At 42.6% G+C, this 21,163-nt stretch carries 13 protein-coding genes, 1 tRNA gene and 1 pseudogene; 11 read left to right on the plus strand and 4 right to left on the minus strand.

What is annotated here, in order from left to right; translation table 11 throughout:
• Positions 1-210: 210 nt before the first annotated feature.
• From KTG12_RS04865 to KTG12_RS04875, 3 genes and pseudogenes are all read left to right on the plus strand, one after another.
• Positions 211-3,168: pseudogene (locus tag KTG12_RS04865) on the plus strand (SusC/RagA family TonB-linked outer membrane protein); the annotation flags it as partial.
• A 29-nt stretch (positions 3,169-3,197) separates the two neighbouring features.
• Entirely contained in the window at positions 3,198-4,736 is a 1,539-nt protein-coding gene (locus tag KTG12_RS04870; RefSeq protein ID WP_005651166.1) for a RagB/SusD family nutrient uptake outer membrane protein, read from the plus strand.
• A 29-nt stretch (positions 4,737-4,765) separates the two neighbouring features.
• Positions 4,766-5,638, plus strand: a complete 873-nt coding sequence (locus KTG12_RS04875; protein WP_005641333.1) for a hypothetical protein — start codon at positions 4,766-4,768, stop codon at positions 5,636-5,638.
• Between the two features lie 88 nt (positions 5,639-5,726).
• On the opposite strand, the gene KTG12_RS04880 is transcribed toward KTG12_RS04875, so the two are convergent.
• From KTG12_RS04880 to argB, 4 genes are all read right to left on the minus strand, one after another.
• Positions 5,727-7,190 carry a PD40 domain-containing protein gene (locus KTG12_RS04880; RefSeq protein ID WP_005651162.1) on the minus strand — a complete coding sequence of 488 codons (1,464 nt, stop codon included), beginning with the start codon at positions 7,188-7,190 and terminating at the stop codon, positions 5,727-5,729.
• Between the two features lie 11 nt (positions 7,191-7,201).
• The gene (locus tag KTG12_RS04885; protein ID WP_155144108.1) at positions 7,202-8,953 is read right to left on the minus strand and encodes a DUF6057 family protein; all 1,752 of its coding nucleotides are present in this window, start codon (positions 8,951-8,953) and stop codon (positions 7,202-7,204) included.
• Positions 8,954-8,964: 11 nt separating this feature from the next.
• Complete coding sequence (locus KTG12_RS04890; RefSeq protein ID WP_138272924.1) at positions 8,965-10,434, minus strand: ATP-binding cassette domain-containing protein; 1,470 nt, start codon at positions 10,432-10,434, stop codon at positions 8,965-8,967.
• 263 nt (positions 10,435-10,697) lie between these two features.
• Positions 10,698-11,465, minus strand: coding sequence for an acetylglutamate kinase (gene argB, locus KTG12_RS04895; RefSeq protein ID WP_005641341.1), 768 nt, complete (start codon positions 11,463-11,465; stop codon positions 10,698-10,700).
• 77 nt (positions 11,466-11,542) lie between these two features.
• Here argB and KTG12_RS04900 point away from each other — a divergent pair.
• The 8 genes from KTG12_RS04900 (at position 11,543) to bioA (ending at position 21,163) form a co-directional block, all read left to right on the plus strand.
• A tRNA-Gly gene (locus KTG12_RS04900) sits at positions 11,543-11,615 on the plus strand.
• A gap of 181 nt (positions 11,616-11,796) precedes the next feature.
• Complete coding sequence (locus KTG12_RS04905) at positions 11,797-13,308, plus strand: NAD(P)H-hydrate dehydratase (RefSeq protein WP_122131927.1); 1,512 nt, start codon at positions 11,797-11,799, stop codon at positions 13,306-13,308.
• A 739-nt stretch (positions 13,309-14,047) separates the two neighbouring features.
• Entirely contained in the window at positions 14,048-15,583 is a 1,536-nt protein-coding gene (locus KTG12_RS04910; RefSeq protein WP_149936190.1) for a tetratricopeptide repeat protein, read from the plus strand.
• A gap of 294 nt (positions 15,584-15,877) precedes the next feature.
• A complete protein-coding gene (locus tag KTG12_RS04915; RefSeq protein WP_005641351.1) occupies positions 15,878-16,945 on the plus strand; it encodes a DUF4831 family protein in 1,068 nt (355 codons plus the stop codon).
• 20 nt (positions 16,946-16,965) lie between these two features.
• Positions 16,966-18,492 carry a peptide MFS transporter gene (locus tag KTG12_RS04920; protein WP_138272922.1) on the plus strand — a complete coding sequence of 509 codons (1,527 nt, stop codon included), beginning with the start codon at positions 16,966-16,968 and terminating at the stop codon, positions 18,490-18,492.
• Between the two features lie 3 nt (positions 18,493-18,495).
• Positions 18,496-18,909, plus strand: coding sequence for a hypothetical protein (locus tag KTG12_RS04925; protein ID WP_155144106.1), 414 nt, complete (start codon positions 18,496-18,498; stop codon positions 18,907-18,909).
• Complete coding sequence (gene bioB, locus KTG12_RS04930) at positions 18,906-19,886, plus strand: biotin synthase BioB (protein WP_155144104.1); 981 nt, start codon at positions 18,906-18,908, stop codon at positions 19,884-19,886. Before KTG12_RS04925 ends, bioB begins: the two co-directional genes overlap by 4 nt.
• Positions 19,883-21,163 (plus strand): adenosylmethionine--8-amino-7-oxononanoate transaminase, encoded by a 1,281-nt coding sequence (gene bioA, locus KTG12_RS04935; RefSeq protein WP_155144102.1) that lies wholly within the window; start codon positions 19,883-19,885, stop codon positions 21,161-21,163. The genes bioB and bioA overlap by 4 nt, the downstream gene beginning before the upstream one ends.

The following is a 21,163-nucleotide window of genomic DNA, read 5'->3' on the forward strand; positions in this document are numbered from 1 at the left end:
ATCAAGAAATCAGGAGGAAACAGGTAGAACTACAGCACAGTTTAGAACTGTTAAGGATGTGGTTGCTACTTTCACTAAACATTTTAACACATTGTTAATCAAATAAATCAGTTTGCTATATATTTAGAATGTTATCTTTTATAGGAGAATGATGATTTAAAAAGATAAACCAAATAATACTTTGATAATCAATAATATAACCATCAACTAAGTTCTGCAAAGACTCTGGTTATTTCCTTCGTGGGGATGAAGTCTCAGGAAGTTGGAATCAAGCCAAAAGTAAATGTAGTATTGGAGGGGGACAATCAGATGCTTGACGAAGTAATGGTTGTCGCTTACGGTACCGCTAAAAAAAGTTCTTTTACGGGATCGGCCTCTACGATCAGTAATGAAAAATTAGAACTCCGTCCTATTACAAACTTAACAAAAGGGTTAGAAGGACAGGCAACAGGATTGTTGACAACTTCAGGATCCGGACAGCCTGGCGAAGATGCTTCCATTGTAATCCGTGGTTATGGTTCAATTAATGCATCACAAGATCCTTTGTATGTTGTCGATGGTATTCCTTTCGATGGTTCTTTAAGTTCCATCAATCCGTCTGATATCGAGTCTATGACTGTATTGAAGGACGCTTCTGCTGGTGCTTTGTATGGTGCGCGTGGTGCGAACGGTGTCGTTATGATCACAACTAAACAGGGTAAAGAAGGAAAAGCTCAAGTAACATGGCGTTCAACTGTAGGATGGGCATCACGTGCTATCCAACCGTATGATATGGTCGATCAGAAAGAATTTGTGCAATTAACTTATGAAGCTCTTCGTAATGGTTACGTATTCAACTCTGGTTATTCATGGGAACAAGCACAACAGATGGCAAGAGCCGGTTTAAGTGCCAATTTAGGTGGTGAACTATACAACCCGTTTAAGAATTACACATGGGACAATTTGATCAATCCTGAAACAGGAATGGTACAAGCTGATGCTGTTTCAGCCTGGAATGAACGATGGATGGATGCAGTTCAACGAGATAATGCATTCAGGCAAGAACACCAATTATCTGTAAACGGCGGTTCTGAAAAAACAAAATATATGTTTTCTCTCGGTTATCTGAATGAAGATGGCATTCTTATCAATACAGGCTTTCAGCGTTATAATGCTCGTGTAAACGTTAATTCTAATATTACAGATTGGTTTAAGGCCAACATGAATGCCTCCTTGTCTAATTCAGTGCAGGATTACAGTGACTATGACGGATCTTCCACATCAAATGTATGGTATTCAGCACAGTTCGTTTCACCGTTATTTCCCGTCTATGTGAAGGGATTGGATGGAAAGAATGTATTGGGTGAAGATGGAAAACCTCAATTGGATTATGGAGAAAACGGACGTCCGGGAAGCTATACGGATTACAATCCAGTCGGCGGTTTGACTGACGACAAATCAAATAAAAAGAATGATGTGGCAAGCCTTCGCACTGGAGTGACTTTTGGTTCAGATAAAGATAATTTCGGTGTTTTCAAGGGAATTAAACTGAATGTGAATTTCGGTCTTGATTACCGCAACCAATCACGAATGAGCTATATGAATATGTATCATGGAAACCAGGCTACAGCAGGTGGTTTATTGACCAAATATAACACACGCATGCAAAGTTATACTTTCAACCAACTGTTGTCATGGAACCGTTCTTTCGGATTACATTCTTTTGATGTTTTGGCTGGACATGAATTTTATGCTTACAGCTACGAATATTTGAAGGCTGGAAAAACAAACCTGGTAGACGGTATCCTTGAACTGCGTCCGGGAACGACTTTGTATGCAGCCGATTCTTATACGGACAAATATCGTATCGAATCGTGGTTAGGACGTTTCAACTATAATTATGATGAAAAGTATTATTTCTCTGCATCTTTGCGTACCGATGGATCTTCTCGTTTTCATAAAGATCATCGTTGGGGAACATTCTGGTCTATCGGTGGTAACTGGCGCATTTCCAAAGAAGCGTTCATGGAAGATGTTAAATGGATTGATAATCTGTCTTTGAAATTAAGCTATGGACAACAAGGTAATGATAATATCCTGAATTCAGATAAGACAAGCAATTATTACTTATGGCAAAGCTTGTATGATTTAGATTGGCCGAATTCGAACCAGATCGGAGGTATGGTTTCTTCATTGGAAAATCAGGTAGTGTCTTGGGAAAAGAATGGAAACTTGAATGTCGGTGTCGAAGCGACCTTCCTTGGAAGCCGTCTATCCATCAATGCCGAATATTACAATCGTAAGACTGTCGATATGTTGTTAAGTTACCCGATGGCAACTTCTACCGGATTCAATGGCTACAATGCCAATGTCGGAGACATGAGAAACTCGGGTTTCGAATTTGAAATAAGAGGTACCGCTATCAGAACGGATGATTTCGTCTGGAACATAAGTTGGATGGGATCAACTGTAAAAAATAAAGTCTTGAAGCTGACTAATACAGCACCCGAAATCATCAAGGGAGTTTACAGTATCAAAGAGGGCATGCCTATCAATACGTTCTATATGGCTAAATCAGCAGGAGTAGATCCAGCTACAGGCGCTCAACTCTATTGGGTATACGACAAGGATGAAAATGGAAACATCATCAACGAACGTATCAGCGATGACTATTCAAAAGCATCAACCAGTAAATATTATCAAGGCAACCGTATTCCGGATCTTTACGGAAGTATTGGAACAGACTTTTCTTACAAAGGCTTCGATTTGTCAGTCCTAACCTCCTATTCGATTGGCGGTAAAATATATGACAGTCTGTATACAGGTTCCATGAACGCCCAATATGCGACGAACACCTGGAATAAACATCAGCTACGCCGTTGGCAGAAACCAGGCGATATTACAGATGTGCCTCGTGTGGAAATCAACGGTGCTTATACAACGACAGATCGTTTCTTAATCAATGCATCTTATTTTGCAATCAAAAATATCACATTAGGCTATTCCTTGCCTAAAGACTGGATGAGAAAAGCAAAACTGGGAAATGTCCGTGTATTCGGTTCCATTGATAACCTGGCGTTATTTTCTCATTTGAAAGGTATGGACCCTCAATACAATTTTAAGGGTGAAACCGATTATTCGTATACACCAAACAAAACATACTCTTTTGGTGTAGAAATTAACTTCTAATGTTAAATCATTATTTTATAAGATACAAGATGAAAAAGATATTCAAATATATGATTGTCGGTCTGGTGGCTTGTACGACTCTATCGTCATGCTTGGAAAGTTCTCTTGATACCAATCCGACTGATTCAATGTCCGGAAGCGGACTATTAGCAAATGCCAATGCGGCTTTAGTTCCACTGAACGGTCTTTACCGTTCCATGTATTCAGCATGGTCTCCAACAGATAATACACACCAATGCTTCGGTATCAGTGCTTACAATCTGATGGCCGATGTGATGGGAGAAGATATGATCATGGCTGCAATGGGCAGCGGCTGGTTCTGGTATGATTGCTTATATAACGTAAAAAGCAGATATACTGCTACTACTTGGCGCTCATATGATTTATGGAATTGCTATTATACTTGGATTTCCAATGCTAATTATATACTTGATGCAGAGGAAACTATGGCAGGGACAGAAACGGAAGTCAACTATATCATGGGGCAGGCCTATGCAATACGGGCTTACTCCTATTTCATGTTAGCGCAAAGTTTTGCCCGGACCTATAAAGGACATGAGGGTGAACCTTGTTGCCCTATATATGTCGAGCCGACAGTCGCCGGTACAGAAGGAAAACCACGTTCTACAGTGCAAGAGACATATGCTCAGATTATGAATGACATCAATAAAGCTGTCGAACGGTTAAACGGTACAACCCGCAAACACATTTCACATATCGACTATGCCACAGCATTAGGCTTGCAGGCTCGTATCGCATTAGTGATGGAAGACTGGGCTACCGCTAAAAAATCATCGGAAGAAGCTATTGCTGTAAGCAAATGCACGATTGCAAAAGTTTCAGAATTTAAAGGTTTGAACAGCGTAAGCGCACCAAATGTTATGTGGGGGGCAGAAATCATATCTGACCAAAGCGGTATGTATGCAGGTTTGTTCACACACATGGATGCAGATGCCGATAAATACGGAGCAAAAGCCCGCAAACAGATCAACAAAGATTTGTATGGAAAAATGGGAACGGAAGACGAACGGTTGGTCTGGTGGAACCCGAAAGATGCCAACAATAAAGATGGTGGTTATCAGCAGGAAAAATTTAAGTTTTCCGATATCCAAACTTGGATGGGAGATTATGTTTGGATGCGTATAGAAGAAATGTACCTGATTGCTGCTGAAGCAGAATGTCGTTTAGGAAATGATGCTGGTGCACGCGAATACTTAATGGATTTGATGAGTAAGCGTGACGCGTCTTACAGCTGTGCTCAAAAGTCCGGTACATCTATGGGAAAATTGACTTCTGATTATACAGGTTCATTATTGGAAGAAATCATTATACAGCGTCGTATCGAACTTTGGGGCGAATTTGGTCGTATCTACGACATTCGTCGTTTGAAACAGGGATTCAAACGAACTGCAGAAATGGGTTGGCCGACTGACGCTTTGCTTGTTAATCGCAATGCAAATGACCCGGAAAGCTATATGTGGGTATTGACAATTCCTCAAACTGAATTTGATGGAAATTCCAGTCTGGACCAGACCAAAGACCAAAATCCGGTCGGTGATACTAAATAAATTTATTCATTGATTAAAAGATAAAAGCGATGAAATATATTTCAAAATTATCAACATTAACCACTCTTCTATCAATTATCTTGGGCTTTGCAGCCTGTGATAATGAACAAGAATGTGCTCTATATAATACAGATGCAGCAAATAGAGCTGTTTTTGTAAATGCTTCTTTAGCTAATATCACGGTTTCACCTGCTGATCCGACCTTTACAGTAGATCTAGTACGTGCAAATGCCGACAGCGAATCAAGTGGGACCATTGTATTGACTGCTACGGTCGATGAAGTCCCCTTAGCCGGTTGTACTGTTTCCGATTATACTTTTGCTGCTGGTGAAAATATGACAAAAGTCACAGTCAACGTATCTCCTTTGGAAATTGGCAAAGAATTGAATATCACACTAACATTGGATAATACAAATGAACCTGTAAGTGGCAGTAACACAGTTTCAGTTACGGTTAATAAAGACTATAACTGGGTATCTTTGGGAACAGGTACATTTGCTGACGTTTTGGCTTTTACAGAAAAGCCTTACAATGTAGAAATTCAAAAAGCGGATGGCTTTGACCGTTATCGTGTAATGAAACCATATGAACAAGGTTTGAAAAATGATGATGGCGGATGGGGAAACGCTGTAGCCTCAACTTCATGCGATTATATCGAATTTTGGATTAAGGATGGCATTATTTATTATAATAAATTCTTTATCGGAATCAATTATGACGGAAGTGCCTCAAATGCAATTTATGCCCACCACCCAAGTGATTTTGCAGGAATCAGTTTGGCAAATAATAAACAGCTAGATGACAAGACTTTCCAATTAGCTCCTTACTATTACATAGAAGCTTTGCAAGGAGGTTTTGATTACACAGGAGAAGGTGGTTCTATTCTTATTACGCTTCCATAAAAAGAAATTGCCTATTATTATAGTGATGTATCAAAAAAGGATTACAGCTCTTTTGATACACCACCATTTCTTTTCTTTCTATCCAACCTTATTGCTGAGCAAGCCTGACATCCGTCCCCTTATCCTCTTTTGCCTTAATAGCCAAGACCCGGCCTCGTACTTTTACCTTTCCGGTTATAAATTCCGGGATATTGAAAGATTTCATAAAGGACTGATAGAAACCGGCATCTTTCTGAGGCAACAGGAAGGGCTTGCCAACTTTGCCGTCTTCATCGACATAAGCAATATATGGGCGTGTATATAAACCGTCTATCCTCCTGCTACTGAATACGAACCAACGACTGTTGCTACTCCAGGAATGATAGCTTTCCACATCGTCGCTATTCACTTCCACCAACGGACGGCTCGTGCCTGTCTGAAGGTCCGCCATATATAAATCAGCATCTTTATGCCAGATCGAAAAGTTTCCATAACCGGATAATGTATACAAAAGGTAACGTCCGTCAGGCGAAACGCGCGGAAAAGAAGCACTCATCCCACCGCTCTTCGCATTGTAAAGCGTATCGACCTGCGCCCCGAAAGCACGTGTCACCGGATCAAAAGAGACGGAACATAAATTATATTTGACTTCCGAGTACTCCTGCGGAATAGGTCGAGCCTCTGCTGTACAGAAATAGAGTGTCTTTCCGTCGGGAGAGAAAGTCGGAAATGTTTCAAAAGCATCTTTCGAAAAGATATTTGAAGCCGTCACGATCTCGTGTTTTTCCACATCGTACACCACTACATCGGAAGCCTCGTCATATACTTCCACCCTATTCCTGTCATTCAGATGAAATGCCTGCTTGGTTGTATTCACAGAGAAAGCCACATATTTGCCCGAAGGATGCCAGGAAGGGTAAACCAAAGGAGAAATCGTTTCCTTCGTCTTGGTATTCAGCTTTTCAATCTTATCGCCATCGACCAGGATCGTCCCCGGAAAAGTCTCGCGCATATGAAATAGCATCTTATTCGGATCCTGCATGCAAAACGAATGGCAATTCACACAGTTGTTTCCACTCATCTTATTTTCAATAATAGGAATTTGCGTATAACTCTCCAAATCCCTTTGATAGATTCCCATCTTGTTCCACAACTCATATCCCGGATCGATCAGACGATAAGCCAAATAAGAGTCTACCTTTTCTGGAGCAACCCGGATAGTAAAAGGAGAATAGGCCACCCATTCATTGCCTTGTTTCACTTGGACCGTTACCTGTATGGAGTCACCGGCAGCCGATTCCAGCAAATTCTTCCATTTGGAAGGAGGAATCACAATGCTACCCTTTTCTCCTTTCACCTCGAATTGTTGCCCACCAAAAGAAAAAACAGCACGCGATCCGGCATCCTGATCATCCAAAGCAAAATTCAAAGGAGCCATATTAGGAGGAATAACCACACCGTTATAATCCGGAAAAATGGCAGGCATCGCGTCTAATGTACGGCTCACTTTCACCGAGTCGGAACAAGACAACAAAGCCGCCAGCATACATATATATACATTCTTTCTTTCCATTTTCTTACGCATCATTTAAACATAAAGTAAAACCAGTAGGTATTTCCGTACGACCGGTTCAACAGCCCGGCAATAGCACTGTTATTGCGGTTCGCAAGCACCTGCTTTTTATAGTCGGTGAAGCGGGCAACAATTGTTTCGGAGACATTGAAACGTTTCCAGTAATCCGGTTCTTTTTCAGACATCACAATAACGGCTTCCTGAAAATGCACGGGCAATACGGGCAAAAACTCTGTCCCGTAATATTTTTCCACCAGCGCTTTAAATCCTTCCAGATCCTTAGCCAATAAATACATTGCACCCAAATACTGCAAAGCAGCAGAGTTGGCAGGTCCTTTTTCCAAGAAAAGCGCCAGATCTCCTGCCAACCCCTTTATCATTGCCAATGAATTCCGATCCGGCAACATCCGCCTACGGGTTCCTAATATGGGATCGCTTTCGACAACTTCGTCATTATAAAGGTATTTGCGCTGTGATTGGGCCCAATCCCGGTATGCATATGTTTTCTCAAGTATTGAGATATATTTTTCAGCTACGGGATACGTACCGTAAATCAGATTTGTCTGCACCAGTCTCTTCAACATACGAAGATTACCATCCTCCATAGCACTCACATACCCCTCAAAAGCCATTTCCTGCGATGAAGCGGTTGCTCCCATCGTAAAATAGATATCACTGAGCATGCAAGAGATATTTTCCGATTTATTCCATTGTACAAGCAACCCTTGAGGTCCCCGTTGGTCGAAGTTGAACATTTTATCCGAAAGTTCTCCCTTATTGGCCAATGCCATATTCAGATGGCACATATATAAGAAATTTGTCAGTTTCCCTTTACATTCTTCTATCGTCTTGTCCCATTGTTCCGTACGGGCAAAATAATCCAGTTTTTTCAACTTCAGTGTCTTTGCATCGCTATATTTGGGCATTCCCCACCACAGAACGGCAGCAATCATAGCCAATTGAGCAATACAACTGATCCCCGCCCGCCATTTCTTTCCGGACAAGCTATTTTTATTCCGGATAAAGAAAGCGACAAGAAAGACCAGAGGCAGACAAATCCAAGAATAATAAATGATTTCTTTTGGATGGAGCGTATAATGGTAATACAGATCCGGACCAAAAACCCATCGGTATTCACCCATCAAAGAGAAATAAACCGTTCCAACACCCAATAGCAAAACCTCTGCAACCCCGATCAACGAGATATACCATTTAGGCGTCTTACGCAACCCTTCGAACAGGCAAACCATTCCGGCAAACAAGACGGCAATCGATCCTGCCAACCAAAACAAGACCGGAACCAACACACAACCTGCCACCAAACGGAAAAGATCATTCCGTATCCTCATATACCCACAGAGCAAAGCCATCATCATCAGGTAGCAAACAGTGCCCTGTACCCTGTAATTGAAGTCGAAATGCATGAACAGCAAAGCCAACATCGGTAGCACATAAAGGATAAAAAGCCCCGAAACAGGCGCGATCCGTTTCACAATACCAGCCGTACAAACCCCGACACCTGTCAATAAGGCCGCAGTAACCAACGCCCCAACATAGGGACGGATAAAAAACTGCACCAGGAATTCCGCCACCAACATGGAAAAGCCACCCGGAAGAAGCAGTTTATTCCTTATATACGCCTCGGAAAACAAAAACAGCTGACTCTGTTCTATATAGTAAAAATGATACTCGAAACACATTTGCAAAAAAGCAAACAAAGCTCCGAAAACGATCAACCAAAAGGCAACAAGTTTGTATTTCATCTGACAAATCCTTAAGCGTGTTTAACCAATTCAAAACGTTTATCCACACAAGCTGGCAATTCATGCGGATAGTGCGTGACATAAATCAACGTCTTTCCCGGACGCGAACAGAACTGCTCGATAATGGCAGCCGCCTTCTTTTTATTGCTCACATCCAATCCGTGCAACGGTTCATCCAAGATAATCAGGTCCGGATCTTTGACAAACGCACGCGCTAAAAGCGCCAACCTCTGTTCACCGGAAGAAAGTGTAAGAAAAGAACGGTCTTTCAACTCTTCAATACCGAATACACGCATCCAGGCCAAAGCTACCTGTTGCTGCCTCTCCGTGCATTTCCTGAACAACCCGATCGAGTCAAAAAATCCGGAACTGACGATATTCAATACCGGCACATTCTCCATATAGAAAAGATGCATTTCCGGAGAAACGTATCCGATACGCTTCTTTATATCCCAGATACTTTCCCCCGAACCACGTTTACGATCAAAAAGATAAAGCGTATTGGCATACGACTGCGGATTATCGGCATAAATCAAACTCAACAAAGTCGATTTGCCAGCCCCGTTCGGACCGAACAACGCCCATTTCTCCCCGTTTCTCACTTCCCAATCCAGATCTTTCAGAATCGTACGGTTACCATACTTGATCGAAACATGTTCCATCCTGAAAGTAACGAGATGAGCGGAAGGTTCTTTCTGTTCCCCGACCGGAAGTGAAAACGCCCCGCTCCGAACGGAATCTTCCTTTCCTTCGAATGGGAATAAATCGGCTATCAGATCCGTTTGCTTCAGGAATTCCTCTCGGCTGTAAACAGGAAGACATTTGCGTTGCTTGACCGGTAAGACATGTGTAATCATTTCAGGTATATCGTCCGGATTGGAAAGCAGTAAAACCACCTGCACACATTTCAACTTCGTTATTTGCTGCAACATCTCCACCAGAACACCCCTCGAAGGAGCATCCAATCCGATAAACGGATTATCCAATATCAAGACACGAGGATGCTTCAATAACGTACGAACAATCAAAAACTTCCTCAACTCACCACTGGACAGGAAGATCAGTTTCTTTGGCAAAAGCTCTTCTATGCCGAACAAAGATAACACTTTATGATAATCTTCCGATCCCGCATCTTCTTTTAATATATCTTCTATTGTTGGGACCTCATCCGTTTCAGTCGAATGCCAGCGTTGCTGATAATAAGAATTACGGCAATCGGCCAAGGAGTAAATATCTTTAAACGCAATACTTTTCACCAGGGTACCGACATTTCCCTCATATCCGAAAGCAACTTCGCCTTCCTTCAATGCAAATTTACGCTGCATGACGTCAGCAATCAATGTTTTGCCCGCACCGTTCGGCCCGATAACACCCCATTGTTGTCCCTCTTCTATTATCCAATTGAGAGGTTCTTCAAAACGCAGTTCCGGCAAACGGGTCACGACGTTCCGAATATTCACAACTATTTTCCTATTTTCCATCGCCTTTTTATTACACGAAGCAAAGGTAACAGAAAAGGGGAAACTCTCCCAAGCTCCCCCTTCTATTTTGTACAGGTATATTGTTATATATTCCTTCGCAAATTAGTTACCAAAAAACAGACCTGTACAGTATCCCAACGTTCGTCTTAAAAAATACACTTAAACTATTTACACCACAAATATACGAAACAATTTTACTTATTATCATTTTACAACCCAAATTTGTTGCAAAACATAATATTAGCAACAAATTTAGTAACACTTTAAAAGACACGTGTACCTTTCCCCAAATGAATATCCGAAGCCTGCGTGATAATCACCTGCTTAACCCCGGCATCGATCGCCTGAAACGAATTTTCGAGCTTAGGGATCATTCCCCCTTGAATCACACCCGCTTCCACATACTGCTCGAAAGCCGTACGGTCTATTTCGGGAATCACACTTTCATCATCGTTCTCATCTTTCAAGACACCTTTCTTTTCAAAGCAGAACATCAAAGTCACTTCAAAATGTTTTGCCAGAGCTTTTGCAGCTTCTCCTGCGATCGTATCGGCATTGGTATTCAACATATGTCCTTGTTTGTCGTGTGTAAGGGGAGCCAATACCGGAACAATACCTTGATGAATCAGGGATGCCAGCAGATCCGCATTCACCTCTTTCACATCACCGACAAAACCGTAGTCCACCTCTCCCACCGGACGTTTGTCCGACCGCATCAGATTCATATCCGCTCCGGTCAGCCCCAACGCATTTATACCTAAGGCCTGAAGGCCGGCGACAATATTCTTATTGACCAGTCCCCCGTAAACCATTGTAACCACCTTCAACATGTCAACATCCGTAATCCGGCGACCGCCCACCATCTTACTCTCGATACCCAATTGTGCAGCCAGCTTCGTAGCGGAACGTCCGCCCCCATGAACCAGCACTTTATATCCTTCTACCTGCGAGAAATCATTCAACAGATTGCGAAGTGTTTCCTCTTCTTCCACAATCTTTCCTCCCACCTTTATCAGCGTTAGCTTTTCCATTCCTATAAATTATTCTAATTTTTTTGAGCCAAAGGTAGTAAAAAATAAAAGATTTGTATACTTTTGCACCATCCAACGCGGTAGTAGCTCAGTTGGTAGAGCATCAGCTTCCCAAGCTGAGGGTCACGAGTTCGAGCCTCGCCTACCGCTCAAAAGAAGACACTCTCTGATTATCATGTTATTAACAGATAATCGGGAGTGTTTTTTTATGAAAACAAATTACATGCACAGCAAAATCCCAGTGACTCAAAAGTAAGCAAAACTTTTCTTTCAAAAGAAAAGTAATATTCCTACATTTGTATGCACAAAGAAACAAAGACAACCGATAGTTATGATAAAGATATTCTCAACAGATAAAGTCAGAGAGCTCGATAAATATACCATTCAAAACGAACCGATCAGCTCTATCGACTTGGTAGAACGTGCGGCAACCGTATTTACAAGTGAATTTTGCCGCCGCTATTCCAAACAAACTCGTATTATCGTATTTGCCGGACAAGGAAACAACGGAGCCGATGCGCTGGCAATCGCCCGTATGTTGACGGATGCCGGTTACCGGGTGGAAACTTATCTGTTCAATCCAACCATGCGTCTTTCTGATGACTGTGAGCTGAACAAGCAACGGTTGCTTCACATGGAAAAGATCGAATTCACGGAAGTCGTGGACGATTTTGTCCCGCCCGAACTGGAAGAACGGGATGTCGTGATAGACGGCTTGTTCGGTTCCGGCCTGAATCGCCCCTTAACCGGAGGATTTGCCGCGATGGTAAGATATATCAACCAGTCGGATGCGACCGTCGTTGCGATCGACATTCCTTCCGGCCTGTTCGGAGAAGACAACCGCAAGAACGATCCGGACGCTATTATCCATGCCGATCTGACGCTGACATTCGGTTTTCCGAAATTAGCGTTTCTACTTCCCGAAAATGCAGAATTTGTCGGTGAATGGAAAGTACTGGACATCCTGTTACACCCGGAAATAATTGCCAACACTCCGACACAATTCACATTGGTGACGGAAGAAGATATTGCTGCTGTTTTCCAACCCCGTAACCGCTTTGCCCATAAAGGGACATTCGGCCATGCGCTTCTGATCGCCGGAAGCCACGGAAAGATGGGAGCAGCCCTCCTATCCGCTAAAGCCTGCCTTAGAAGTGGAGCAGGCTTACTGACCGTCCACATCCCCGGACGTGGCGAGCAGATTTTGCAGACTGCCTTTCCAGAAGCGATGGTTGATCTGGATCAACATCAAGATCATTTCAGCTCTGTTTCCGGTATCAAAGCCTACTCCTCAATCGCGATCGGGCCTGGTCTGGGACAACATCCGGATTCCGTCAAAGCTCTGGAACAGCTACTCCAAGTAGTAGAAAAGCCACTTGTGATCGATGCCGACGCGTTGAACCTGATTGCAGCCAATAAAGATTTATTGAAACGTATTCCTCCACGCAGCATCCTGACACCGCATCCCAAAGAATTCGACCGGATAGCGGGTGAAAGCACTAATTCATACGAACGGTTGAAAAAGGCTCAAGCTTTCGCTACCGATCATCAACTTTGCGTTGTCTTGAAAGGGGCTTATACAGCAATCTGTACGGCTACCGGAAACGTTTATTTCAACAATTGTGGAAATCCGGGTATGGCTACGGCAGGCAGTGGTGACGTTTTGACAGGTATCATCTTAGCATTGCTCGCACAGGGGTTAGAGCCCGAAACGGCAGCCGTTTCAGGTGTTTTCCTTCACGGGACAGCCGGTGACCTGGCTGCCGTCTACCGTTCAGAAGAAAGCATGATCGCCAGTGACATCACGGATATGCTGGGAAAAGCGTTCAAGCAGATAAAATAAAAAGATCCCATTAATTTAACTCAATAAGGGGGGCACGTACATTTTGCCCCCCCCCAAAGTATCCCCCTCCGTTTTCAAAGAAGATTGTGATCGGCATACGAAGTTTCCTGAAAATCCTCTATCACTCTATCACTACGAAGGTTGTAGCTATTCATATTCAAGCGTCAGAGGCAGTGATACAGGACGTTTTCCTCTATCACGTCTCTATCACGTCTGAAACACGACGTTTTTGTCATACAATTGAAAACCAACACATTGCCTTCTTACTTTTTAAAAAGCATATAAAATAATCGAATAAACAAATGTAAAAACGAATATAATAGGTATTAAATTGGCAAAATACGGTTCTTCATTCCACAAAAGCTATCTCTTTTTTTAGCAAAGACAAGCACATAATTCTATAAACACCCCCATGTTGCCATCCTTAACATCCGGGTGTAGAGAGCCGGTACATCCGGGTGTTAAGGATGGCAACATGGGGATGTCCGGCAACTAAAGTCCCTTATCTGACAATAAAAACTACCCGGTTTTACCTATTTTATAGCCGTTTTTTGCATAAAATAATCGAGTGATTTGCAGGGATGGAGTTCACGAATCAACTACTGTACCAGCAAAAAAAATAGGCTTTTTTCTTATAAATCGAAGTAAATAAATAAAATGATTAAAACATTTTATTGGAAATAAATCATTTTTTTCCCGAAAACAAGTATATTCGAATCCATAACTAAAGGGAAGAGAAATGAATAAGTTTTTACTACATATTACATCGCTTGTTGCCCTCGTTTTGTTCCTGACCATGGGTGCTTGCAATAATACCCCAAAGGCTCCAATACTACTTGAAGCGGAGAAAACCATCGAAAAACAACCGGACAGCGCCTTAAACTACTTAGGGCGTGTAAATTCCGATTTACAAGATGCTCTACAGGCACAAGAATATTACTTAAAGGCTTTGGAGATAGGCGAAGATTCAAAAGATTATACTCTCCTGATTAACATTTATAACAACTTAGGTACTTTATATGCTCACCAGGATATCAACGACATGGCGTTACCCATGTATAAAAAGGCCCTGTCATATTTGGAGTTAGAGCCCGATTCGGTAAAAACTGCTTTTGCCCTAAGAAACATTGCACGTATATATTCCTTGACACAAAAGCCAGATAGTTCAATAATATATTATAAACGTGCAATTTCATACTCCGCAATAAAAAACAGAGCCTCTATCCTTACCGATTTAGGGAATCTATATCTCAGTCTCAAAGACTATAAAAAAGCATATCAATGCATAGAAAAAGCAAAGCCTTTAATCGGTAATGAAAAAACACTCTATTCCTTATATTTGTCAAAAGGAGAACTGCACATTGCCACCAACCAGTTAGATTCTGCTAAATTTTATCTTAATCATTGTGTAAAGAGTTCCAATATTCATACACGTGCTGGTAGTTTGTACCACTTGGCTCAAATAGCTCAGAAAGAAAAAAACATCAACGATCTCATCAAATATTCCAATCTATATGAACAAACACGCAATTCCATAGTAGATAGTTTACATTTTGAAAATACGCGTCTAACACAAAGTATGTTTAACTACCAAAGGATTGTTAATAAAAAAAGTAAATACGAAAAAGAAGCAACCCAAAGAATGATTTTGATATATCAAGTGATTATCGTTTTCAGTATCATCTTCATTTTAAGTTTCATATTTTTCAAAAAAGAACAAAATAGAAAAAAGAGATTTGCCCATTTAAAAGAAGAGCAATACAAACGCAGTCAACAATACATAGAAGACAATGAAAAACAAATTTCTCAATTAACAGAAATGCTCCGATCTAAACAAGAAGAAATGGGTGAAGTCGAAAAACAACTATATGAAGCGAGAAAATTAATGCTTGAAATGGAAAACAGGCAAATTTTCGAAAAACAGGGAACATTTCTTTTGTTGGATAAAGATTTTCATAACTCATCTTTATATATTAGGATTCATAGGGAGAATGACATACAACTTGGTCCAAATGAATGGGAAGAACTACATCAATTGATTGATGCAACATATCCAGATTTCACCAATCGACTTATAAAACTTTACCCACAAATCTCCATAGAAGAAATACATATTTGTTATTTAGTAAAGATGCAATTACCCATAAAAAAGATTGCCTTCATTATGCATATCACAAGTTCAGGGGTGTCTCAATGTCGCAGAAGATTATATAAAAAGTTCACAGGAGAGCCTCAAAACACAGAAAAGTTCGACAAATTCATATCTGATTTCTAAGGAAGTACAACTTGTCACATTTTTGTCAACAAAAATATGTGCTTAATAATGAAGAGAAATTTACCTTTGTCGATCACTAAAACAAATCTTATTTTAATTAATATACAAGAACAGTCCCGGGCGGTGATTTAACCAAGCCTAATATCTCGATCTCCTTTTCCGCCGCCTTTGGGACCGTTCTTTATCTCTTCTCTGATCTATAAATGAGGAAAAGAGGCTTTTCCGGTTGGTTACTAACAAAATATTTCATAGTTTTGTACAATCATTTAGTAGAGATTAAACTTAGATTAGAATATGAAGAATTTAATCATTATAGCCAGTCTGCTCCTTAGTTTACCCATTATGGCTCAGACTAAAGTTGTAAAGAAAAATGCCGTCAAGGCAAATAATTTCGGTATAACTTATTCACTTCCTAAAACATCTCTGGTTGTAGATGCAGAAGTTACGAAAGTAACTTGCAAAGCAGGTCCCTATTATAAATACGCAGAAAAATATTTAGGAGTAAAAGACGCTATCACAGAAGATAAGGTCTATTACGAATTAGGAAAGATCAGCTTGGTCAACAAAGGTGTACCCGATGCAGACAATACATTCATCGTTGAATTTAAAGCGGGAACAGTTGCCCCATATGCTTATTTGACAGAAGACGGACTGCTTTGTTCCATCAATGCCGAATATACCCCCGATGAATCAGCACTGGAAGCGGCAAGAAAGAAAAATCAGGCTCCGACAAAAGTAACCGATGCCTCTGTTTTGTCAGAAGAGTTGCTTATGGCAGGATCTACAGCCAAGCAGGCAGAAGTGGCAGCCAAACAAATCTACCGTATCCGCGAGAGCCGCATGAACATTCTTACGGGTGATGCCGATAACCTGCCACCCGATGGCGAAGCGATGAAGCTGGTCATCCAACAACTGGAAGAGCAGGAAAAAGCGCTAACCAACTTGTTCACAGGTATCCGGGCAAAGGAAGTCAGTGACTACGAAGTGACTATTGTACCTTTCGACAATCTCGATAAAGAAGTATTATTCCGCTTCTCCCCCCAATTGGGAATCGTAGATGCCGACGATTTGGGCGGAGCACCTGTGTATATGAACTTAAAAGCCATCGACCGCGCTCCTGTTTTAGACCCGAAAGAGGCTGAAAAGAAAGAAAAATCACTGAAGGGCATTATATATAATGTACCAGGTAAAGCCAGCATCGAAATCAGCATGAACAAAAAAACACTTTATAAAGGCGAAGCACAAATTACCCAGTTCGGTACACGGGAAGGACTTGCCCCCATCATGTTTGAAGATAAAAAAGCTCCGGTAAAAGTTTATTTCTATCCGGAAACAGGTGCAATAAAACAAATCATTCAATAATCATCTAACAAATTAATTCTATGTTTGAAGGACAGCCTAAAGGTTTATATGCGTTAGCCTTAGCGAACACCGGCGAGCGTTTTGGTTATTACACCATGCTCGCAATTTTTGTACTTTTCTTAAAAGCAAACTTTGGTCTATCGCCAGGTATGGCAGGTACGATCTACTCCACATTCCTTGCTTTAGTCTATTTTTTACCATTCATCGGCGGTATCTTAGCTGATAAATTCGGGTATGGCAAGATGGTGACAATCGGTATCATCGCCATGTTTGCCGGATATGTTCTGCTCGCATTGCCATTAGGCAGTGGGACATTGGCTTTGGCCTGTATGTTTTCCGCCTTGTTGGTAATCAGTACGGGAACCGGACTATTCAAAGGGAACTTGCAAGTAATGGTCGGTAACTTATACGACTCTCCCGAATATGCATCCAAACGCGATTCCGCCTTCAGTATCTTCTATATGGCGATCAATATCGGTGCATTGTTTGCTCCTACAGCAGCCGTAAAGATCATGGAATACGCCCAGCAAAATTTAGGGGTTAGTGTAAACGACTCTTATCATTTTGCTTTCGGAGTGGCCTGCGTCTCTCTGATCATATCCATGGCTATCTATTATTCCTCTCGCCGTACATTCAAGCATGTGGAAGGAAATATCAAACAAACAAGCGCAGGAAAGGAAACGGCCAAAGTGGAAGAACTCTCTCCGAGAGAAACAAAAGACCGTATCATAGCTCTGTGTTTAGTGTTTGCAGTTGTCATCTTTTTTTGGATGGCATTCCACCAAAACGGACTTACCCTGACTTATTTTGCCGATGAGTTCACGGCCAAAAGTTCAACTGGCTTGGAAAGCATGATGTTCGATGTATGGAATCTGGTTGCCATAATCTTTATCGTCTATGGTCTATTTTCCTTATTCCAGTCTTCTACAGGAAAAGGCAAAGCAATATCCGGTATCGTCATTCTACTTGCATTTGCATTCTTAGGATACCGCTATAGTTCACTCAATGGTTCGGTTCCCGTAGATGCTCCTATTTTCCAGCAATTCAACCCATTCTTTGTGGTTGCTTTAACTCCTGTTTCCATGGCTATTTTCGGGGCATTATCCAGAAAAGGCAAAGAACCGTCGGCACCGCGTAAAATCGGTCTCGGCATGCTGGTGGCAGCATGCGGATTCATCTTAATGATGTTTTCATCATTCGGCCTATTGACTCCCGAAGCACAATCCGAAGCAATCCAAGCCGGTACTGCCTCTTTCGTTTCACCCAATTGGTTAATTTCCACTTATTTGGTTCTTACATTCGGTGAGTTATTACTTTCGCCTATGGGTATTTCCTTTGTTTCGAAGGTGGCTCCTCCCAAATACAAAGGTATGATGATGGGAGGTTGGTTCGTTGCAACAGCTATCGGAAACTATTTGACAGCCGTAGCAGCGTGGATTTGGGGAGATATGCCTCTGTGGATCGTATGGGGTGTATTGGTCGGCGTATGTCTCGTTTCTGCCGTATTCATTTTCTCTGTCATGAAAAAATTAGAAAAGGTAGCATAAACCATGAGGAAGCAGTATACATATAAACCTGTTGCTCTCCGCTTCAGAAGATGGAGCCGGAAGAGGTATGCTGCTTTCATCAGTATACAACATGCCGTTACGATCGGGCAGTTGTCGGCAAACGTATCTGAACGGTTCCAGGCAAAAAACGGTTCCGTACATACGTCCGTGCTCACTTTCGACAAGGTAAACGATGGGGAGACTGAAGAAAAGGAGAATACATCTCATCCAGACTGTTCAAAAGACATCACCCTGTCCCTGCTCCTGCAAGCCTTATGTCCTGTCCAGATCGCAAACCGACCTGCGGCATCGTATGCACACATAATAAAAGATAACATTTCCGAAATCGCGGAAGGTCCCAGTTATAAACTGAAGGACTTCCGCGATTTTCGTTTATACAAATACCCAAATACATGATTGAAACACTCAAACAACACGTTCTTTCCGGTGGCATGATCAACGAAGAACAAGCAAAAGAACTGGCTGCCGTTCCGGATAAGGAAGCCCTCTACGAAGCAGCTCATCAGATCACCCGTCACTTCATGGGAAACAAGTTCGACACTTGTTCCATCATCAATGCCAAAAGCGGAAATTGCAGCGAAGACTGTAAATGGTGTGCACAGTCCGGACATTATAAAACAAACGTGACGCTTTACCCGCTGTTGCCGGCAGAAGAATGTATCCGCCATGCGAGACATAACCATAAGCAAGGGATCAGACGTTTTGCACTTGTCACCAGCGGTAAGAAGGTTTCGGACAAAGATATGGTAAAGATTACAGAGACCGTACGCCATATCAAGCGAACCTGCGATATCAAATGTTGCGCCTCGATGGGACTCCTAAACCGTGAGCAACTGCAAGCCCTTTACGACAGCGGAACGGAAAATTACCATTGCAATATAGAAACAGCCCCCTCCTACTTCCGCACCCTTTGTACGACCCACACGCCGGAACAGAAACTAGAAACGATCCGGACGGCACGGGAAATAGGTTTCCGTATCTGTTCAGGTGGGATAATCGGGATGGGTGAAACGGTAGAGCAACGTATCGAGATGGCTTTATTGCTTCAAAAGGAAAGGATTCTCTCTATCCCGCTGAACCTCCTGCAACCAATACCCGGCACACCGTTGGAAAAGGCACAACCTCTGACGGACGAAGAGTTCCTGACTACGATCGCCTTGTTTCGTTTCATCAATCCGAATGCTTACCTGCGTTTCTCAGGCGGACGGGCACAACTAAGTGAAAAGATACAGCGCAAGGCTCTTTATATAGGTATCAATTCGGCGATCATCGGCGACCTGCTGACAACGATCGGAAGCCGGGTAACGGAAGACAAAGCTCTTTTCACCTCCGAAGGATATTCATTAACCGAAAATACAGATTGGGAAAGATGACGACAGAAGAATTACTACACTTTGACCGGGAACACATCTGGCATCCGTATACATCGACAATCGATCCGCTTCCGGTCTATCCGGTCGAACGAGCAGAAGGGGTTATGATCACCCTGAAAGACGGCCGAAAGCTGATCGACGGCATGTCATCATGGTGGGCGGCCGTGCATGGTTATAATCATCCGGTGTTGAATGCTGCGGCCAAGGCACAGCTGGACAAGATGAGCCACATCATGTTCGGAGGCTTTACCCACGAACCGGCTGTAGAACTGGCAGCCAAGTTGTTCCCGTTGCTGCCTCCTTCTATGCAAAAGATATTCTTTGCCGACAGCGGTTCCGTTGCAGTAGAAGTCGCCATGAAGATGGCCATCCAATATTGGCAGTCACAAGGGAAACAAAAAAAATATGCTTTCGCGACCATCCGAAGCGGCTATCATGGAGATACCTGGCACGCAATGTCTGTCTGCGATCCGGTTACCGGCATGCATGGGATCTTTTCCGGAAGCCTGCCTGTACAATACTTTATACCCCAGCCTTCCGTCAGATTCGAGGAAAAATGGGACGAAAAGGCGATTGAACCTTTAAAAGACTTGTTAGAGAAGCATGCAGAAGAGATCGCAGCCCTGATCCTCGAGCCTGTCGTCCAAGGAGCAGGTGGCATGTACTTCTATTCACCCACATTCCTGATAGCGGCACGTGAACTGTGTGACCGGTATCAAGTATTGCTGATCTTTGATGAAATCGCAACGGGATTCGGACGGACCGGGCGACTTTTCGCCTGGGAATGGGCCGGGGTGGAACCGGACATCATGTGCATCGGCAAGGCATTGACGGGAGGTTACATGACACTGTCGGCAACCGTCACCAGTACACCCGTAGCCGATATGATTTGTAGTGGTGAGGCAGGGTGTTTCATGCACGGGCCCACTTTCATGGGAAACCCGTTGGCCTGTGCAATCGCATCGGCATCGGTCTCGCTCCTGTTGGAAAGCGGATGGCAGGAAAAGGTGAAGGCCATAGAGTCACAGCTTCGGGAAGAGCTGGCTCCTGCCGCATCTTTCCCCGACGTACAAGAAGTACGTGTGTTGGGAGCCATCGGTGTGATCGAGATGAAAGAACCGGTAAATATGGCCGTCTTACAAAAACGTTTTATCGAAAAGGGCATCTGGGTCCGCCCGTTCGGTAAGTTGGTTTACCTGATGCCACCCTTTATCATTCAAAAAGAGGAATTGTCTAAATTAACAAAAGGGCTGTTAACCGTATTAGATTCAAAATAA

This window comes from Parabacteroides sp. MSK.9.14 (assembly GCF_019041495.1).
Taxonomy (GTDB): Bacteria; Bacteroidota; Bacteroidia; order Bacteroidales; family Tannerellaceae; genus Parabacteroides; species Parabacteroides merdae.